The following is a 4485-nucleotide window of genomic DNA, read 5'->3' as shown; positions in this document are numbered from 1 at the left end:
CAGTTGTGTATAAGAGACAGGAAAAGCGTGGCAGGGGGCGTGGGCCGCGTGCGACGGTCGGCGGCGATGCGAATCGCGACCTGGAACGTGAACTCGGTGAGGGCCCGGCAGCAGCGGCTGGTGGACTGGTTGAAGAAGCACCAGCCAGACGCGCTCTGCCTTCAGGAACTCAAGTGCACCGATGCGGACTTCCCCTTCGATGCGGTGAAGGAGGCGGGCTACTTCGCCGCCGTGCACGGGCAGAAGACGTACAACGGCGTGGCCATCCTGGCGAAGCAGGAGCCCACGGACGTGGTGAAGGGCCTGTCGGACGGGGTGGATGACACGCACGCGCGCTTCATCGCGGCGACGGTGGGGGGCGTGCGGGTGGTGAGTGCGTACGCGCCCAACGGGCAGCAGGTGGACTCGGACGCGTATGTGTACAAGCTGGAGTGGTTCCACCGGCTCAAGCGCTACCTGGAGACGCGCCACAAGCCGGACGAGCCGCTGGTGCTGGGCGGGGACTGGAACATCGCCCCGGACCCCATCGACGTGTACGACCCGGCGCAGTGGGAAGGGCAGACGCTGTTCACGTTGCGGGAGCGGGACGTGTTGCAGCAGGTGCGCGCGTTCGGGCTGACGGATGCGTTCCGGCACCTGCACCCGACGGAGCAGAAGTTCTCCTGGTGGGATTACCGGATGCTGGCGTTCCCGAAGAACCTGGGCGTGCGCATCGACCACCTGTTCCTCACGGCGCCGCTGGTGCCCCGGTTGACGGCGTGCGACGTGGACCGCGAGGAGCGCAAGGGGAAGCAGCCGTCGGACCACGCGCCGGTGTGGCTGGAGTTGAAGGACTGAGTAGAGTCGGGGGCATGTCCGTCCTCCGATTGGATTGCACGAAGTGTGACCGGACGTATGCGCCGGGCTCGGTGTGGAACCTGTGCACGGCGTGTCAGGCGCCGCTGTTCGCGCGCTACGATCTGGAGCGCGCGGCCCGCACGCTGCGGCCCGAAGCGCTGCCCGGGCGCGAGCGTTCGATGTGGCGCTACCACGAGGTGCTGCCGGTGGAAGACCCGGCGCACCGGCTGAGCCTGGGGGAGGGCTTCACGCCGCTTCTGTCCGCGCCCCGGCTGGCCGGGTGGCTGGGATTGAATCGCGTGCTCGTGAAGGACGAGAGCGGCAACCCCACGGGGTCCTTCAAGGCGCGCGGCCTGTCCGCGGCGGTGTCGATGGCGAAGGCGCTGGGGGCGCAGGCGGTGTGTCTGCCTTCAGCGGGGAACGCGGGCAGCGCGCTGGCGGCGTACGCGGCGCGGGGCGGGATGGAGGCGCACGTCTTCGTGCCGAAGGACATCGCGTCGTTGTTCCTGATGGAGACGCGGGCCTACGGCGCGCATGTGGAGACGGTGGAGGGACTCATCTCCGACGCGGGGCGGGTGTGCGCGGGGCTCGCGAAGGAGCACGGCTGGTACGAGTGCGCGACGCTGAAGGAGCCCTACCGGGTCGAGGGCAAGAAGACGATGGGCTACGAACTGGCGGAGCAGCTCGGGTGGACGCTGCCGGACGTCATCCTGTACCCGACGGGTGGGGGGACGGGGCTCATCGGAATGTGGAAGGCCTTCGAGGAGCTGGAGGCGATGGGGCTCATCGGCTCGAAGCGGCCCCGGATGGTGGCGGTGCAGGCGCAGGGGTGCGCGCCCATCGTGAAGGCGCACGCGGAAGGCAAGCCGGACGCGCCGATGTGGCCGGGGGCGACGACGCACGCGCACGGCCTGCGGGTGCCCAAGGCGCTGGGTGACTTCCTCATCCTTCGCGCGGTGAAGGACAGCCACGGCACGGCGGTGTCGGTGACGGAGGAGGAGATCGTCCAGGGCACGAAGGACATCGCCGCCGCGGAAGGCCTGTTCGTGGCGCCCGAGGGCGGCGCGTGCGTGGCGGCGCTCAAGAAGCTGCATGCGGCCGGGGACGTGACGGCGGAGGAGTCCGTGGTCGTGTTCAACACGGGCACGGGGTTCAAGTACGTGGAGAACATGGCGCCGCTGTGGTGACGGTGCGGCTGTCTTGGATTGCGCATGGCGGGTTGTCAAATGCGACCGCGCCGTTGGGATGAAAGACATGCACTACGTCCAGGTTGAGTTTGGTCACAGGCGGGCTGCCACGGGTTTCAAGCGGTTGGTATTGGAGAACAAGCTCTCGCAGGCGGTGAACGTCCAGATCGTGATGAAGAACTTCATTTCGGAATTTCAACTGGTGGAGTCCGAGAACGTCGTGCTGACCTTCAAGACGGATCAGCTGGAAAAAGTCCTGTCGTCCCTCCAGGAACCGACGTTCAAGGGCGGGAGCGCGGTGTACTGGGAAGTGAAGGACTGCTTTCCAGCGGAGTCATGACCATGAGCGATTCCTCGAAGGTTCCCCCGCGTCCTCCCCGTCCTCCTGGCATGCCGGAGGTGCCCGAACCCAAGCCCCCCAGTCCCGTGGGCTCGGCGCACCTGCGGCTGGATGGGGTGCTGGAGCTCCGGATGGGCGCTTCGGCTCCGGGGGCGATCGTCGGACAGGCCCTGTTCATCATCAAGCCCGGGGATGCACGTTACGAATCCGTGCTTGAGCATCTGGGCCCGATTGAGCCGGGTGGCTACGCGCCCGTGTTGCCGTTTCCTCCGGGCACGTTCTGATGAGGCGCCCGCAGGCTCGGGTTCTCGCGCTGCTCCTGCTCCTGACGACGGCCCTGATGGGGTGCGCGTCAACGCGTCCTGCCCTTGTTTACTGGGATGAGGTGGAGTCCGTAGGGGAGGATGCTTGCGGAGAGGACGACAAGTGCGTGGCGCTCGTCTGCGCCGACGACTTGTGCGGGCTCTACCACTGCGAGGACACCGGGACGTTGCTGGCGCGGGGAGGCGGGGTCCGGCCTCCGGCGGCGGCCTCGGCACCGGGCTTTGGACCTCGCCGGTATCGGGGCGCTGCTCAGCCCCTGCCGGGTGACCGAGAAGCCATCTTCGTTATCCGTTGGTACGACCATCCGGCACCGCCGGCACCGCCGGATGGCCGGAAGCCTTCAGGTTCGGGTTGGGTTCGCCACCATCTCTACCCTCAAGAGGACCGCCTCGCCAGATACTTCAAGCGGCAAGCGAATATTGATGTTCATGACTTCACGATGGTGATTCCGCGAGCTGAACACGTGAGATTGCATGGAGCGGGAGGACGAGGAGGTCCCTGGAATCAGGCGTGGCGCGACTTCGCCATCACCCACCGGAACGCGACCCCGAAGCAGATTCAGGAGCAATTGGGCCGGATGATCATTGAGTTCAACATCATGGGGCCCATTGTTCCCTACTACGGGCTTCGATAAGCCTCAGGAGGAATACGTGAAGTTCTTCCAGCTTCTTCCCGAAGAGGGCCCACGCTTCACCGGCTTCCTGAATGGAGTGCATCAATGGGGGCTTCCTGGGGGACTCTGCCCCGTCTGTGAAGCCAGTCCTGGGGGGCTCGGTGAGGCATACCCGTCCGTTGACCTCTCCGGATGGTCACTTCGTCATGAGCTTGCGGAGGCGAGGCAGGTACCGCTCGAAGAGTATGAGCGGTTGCGAGACCTGCTGCGGCCACATACGCCCCCAGGCGCTCTTCTTCTTCCTGATTCAGAGTTCGGGCTACTCAGAGCAAAGGCTACGGGACGGTGGGGGGCGTTGCATCTGCCGTACGCCTGGCTGCTTGTGATTCAGCGTCAGGCGCTGGAGCGGCTTCGCGAAGAAGCGGGCATCGAACTCATTACGAGCAAGATGGACCTGCACTTCAGGGAGAGAACCCCTCCTGAGTTGCTAGAAGTCGAGCTTCATCCTTTTGGCCGGCTTCACGACAGTTGCTTCCTGGATGGACGTGAGCGCCCGTGTGAACGATGCGGACGTCAGGGAGACATCCTCCCCGATAGTCCAATCCTGGATGGAGGCACGCTGCCAGTAGGACAAGACCTGTTCCGGTTGGCGGACTTCACGACCCTCATCATCGCCACCGAGCGATTCGTCGAGGCCGTCAAACGCCTCGGCCTGGAAGGGGTCGTGTTCAAGGAAGTGCCTGTGACTTGACGCCGCACTACGGCTCGACCACCAGCCGCGTCCAGTCCGCCCCCACCTGAAGCTCCAGCACGCCCTCCTCGAACCGGTGCGCCCGCGCCCCCGCCACCTGACGCACGGAACCCAAGCCATACACCCGCACCGTCTCCTCCGACCGTGTCCGTGCCAGCGCTCCCGTCTCATTCCGCTCCAATCGCAGCACCCCGTCCACCAGCTCGCCACGCAGCACCGTGAGCCGCGACGCCCCGTACCCGTCCCCCGCGTCCTCGTAGAGGCGCCCGTGGATCTCCGGCGCCGCGTGCACGTGCCACTCCAGGTGCTTCCAGTTGGCGTCCGTGGTGTGCATCGCCGGCTGTGTCAGCGCCACCGCCCCTCCGGCCCGCAGCCACACCGGCACCGTGTCCAGCGGCCCGTCCGCGATGACGTACTGGCCTCCCTCCCGCAC

General features: G+C 66.2%; 6 protein-coding genes and 1 pseudogene. 6 read left to right on the top strand and 1 reads right to left on the bottom strand.

Annotated elements, in window-relative coordinates; all coding sequences use genetic code 11:
- From xth to sitI6, 6 genes are all read left to right on the top strand, one after another.
- Positions 1-837 (top strand): exodeoxyribonuclease III (gene xth / locus D7Y13_RS39025; protein ID WP_341870467.1); only part of this gene is annotated, 837 nt, incomplete at its 5' end.
- A gap of 14 nt (positions 838-851) precedes the next feature.
- A complete protein-coding gene (locus D7Y13_RS39020) occupies positions 852-2024 on the top strand; it encodes a threonine synthase (protein ID WP_120584914.1) in 1173 nt (390 codons plus the stop codon).
- 67 nt (positions 2025-2091) lie between these two features.
- Positions 2092-2364, top strand: coding sequence for a hypothetical protein (locus D7Y13_RS39015; protein ID WP_147444420.1), 273 nt, complete (start codon positions 2092-2094; stop codon positions 2362-2364).
- Between the two features lie 2 nt (positions 2365-2366).
- Positions 2367-2648, top strand: coding sequence for a hypothetical protein (locus tag D7Y13_RS39010; RefSeq protein ID WP_147444419.1), 282 nt, complete (start codon positions 2367-2369; stop codon positions 2646-2648).
- Positions 2648-3322, top strand: a complete 675-nt coding sequence (sitA6, locus tag D7Y13_RS49095) for a SitA6 family polymorphic toxin lipoprotein (protein ID WP_120584911.1) — start codon at positions 2648-2650, stop codon at positions 3320-3322. The genes D7Y13_RS39010 and sitA6 overlap by 1 nt, the downstream gene beginning before the upstream one ends.
- Positions 3323-3338: 16 nt before the next feature.
- Entirely contained in the window at positions 3339-4052 is a 714-nt protein-coding gene (sitI6, locus tag D7Y13_RS39000) for a SitI6 family double-CXXCG motif immunity protein (protein ID WP_158620437.1), read from the top strand.
- A 7-nt stretch (positions 4053-4059) separates the two neighbouring features.
- On the opposite strand, the pseudogene D7Y13_RS38995 reads toward sitI6, so the two are convergent.
- Positions 4060-4485, bottom strand: a pseudogene (locus D7Y13_RS38995) (glycoside hydrolase family 31 protein); the annotation flags it as partial.

Origin of the sequence: Corallococcus praedator (genome assembly GCF_003612125.1) — a bacterium.
Classification (GTDB): domain Bacteria; phylum Myxococcota; class Myxococcia; order Myxococcales; family Myxococcaceae; genus Corallococcus; species Corallococcus praedator.
Note: the sequence above shows the minus strand (reverse complement) of the source record. Positions and strands in the feature narration are given on the sequence as shown.

Excerpts from the sequence above, each read along its gene's own strand:
- D7Y13_RS39020 (WP_120584914.1), top strand. The coding sequence starts at position 852 with ATGTCCGTCCTCCGATTGGATTGCACGAAGTGTGACCGGACGTATGCG.
- D7Y13_RS39015 (WP_147444420.1), top strand. The coding sequence starts at position 2,092 with ATGCACTACGTCCAGGTTGAGTTTGGTCACAGGCGGGCTGCCACGGGT.
- D7Y13_RS39010 (WP_147444419.1), top strand. The coding sequence starts at position 2,367 with ATGAGCGATTCCTCGAAGGTTCCCCCGCGTCCTCCCCGTCCTCCTGGC.
- sitA6 (WP_120584911.1), top strand. The coding sequence starts at position 2,648 with ATGAGGCGCCCGCAGGCTCGGGTTCTCGCGCTGCTCCTGCTCCTGACG.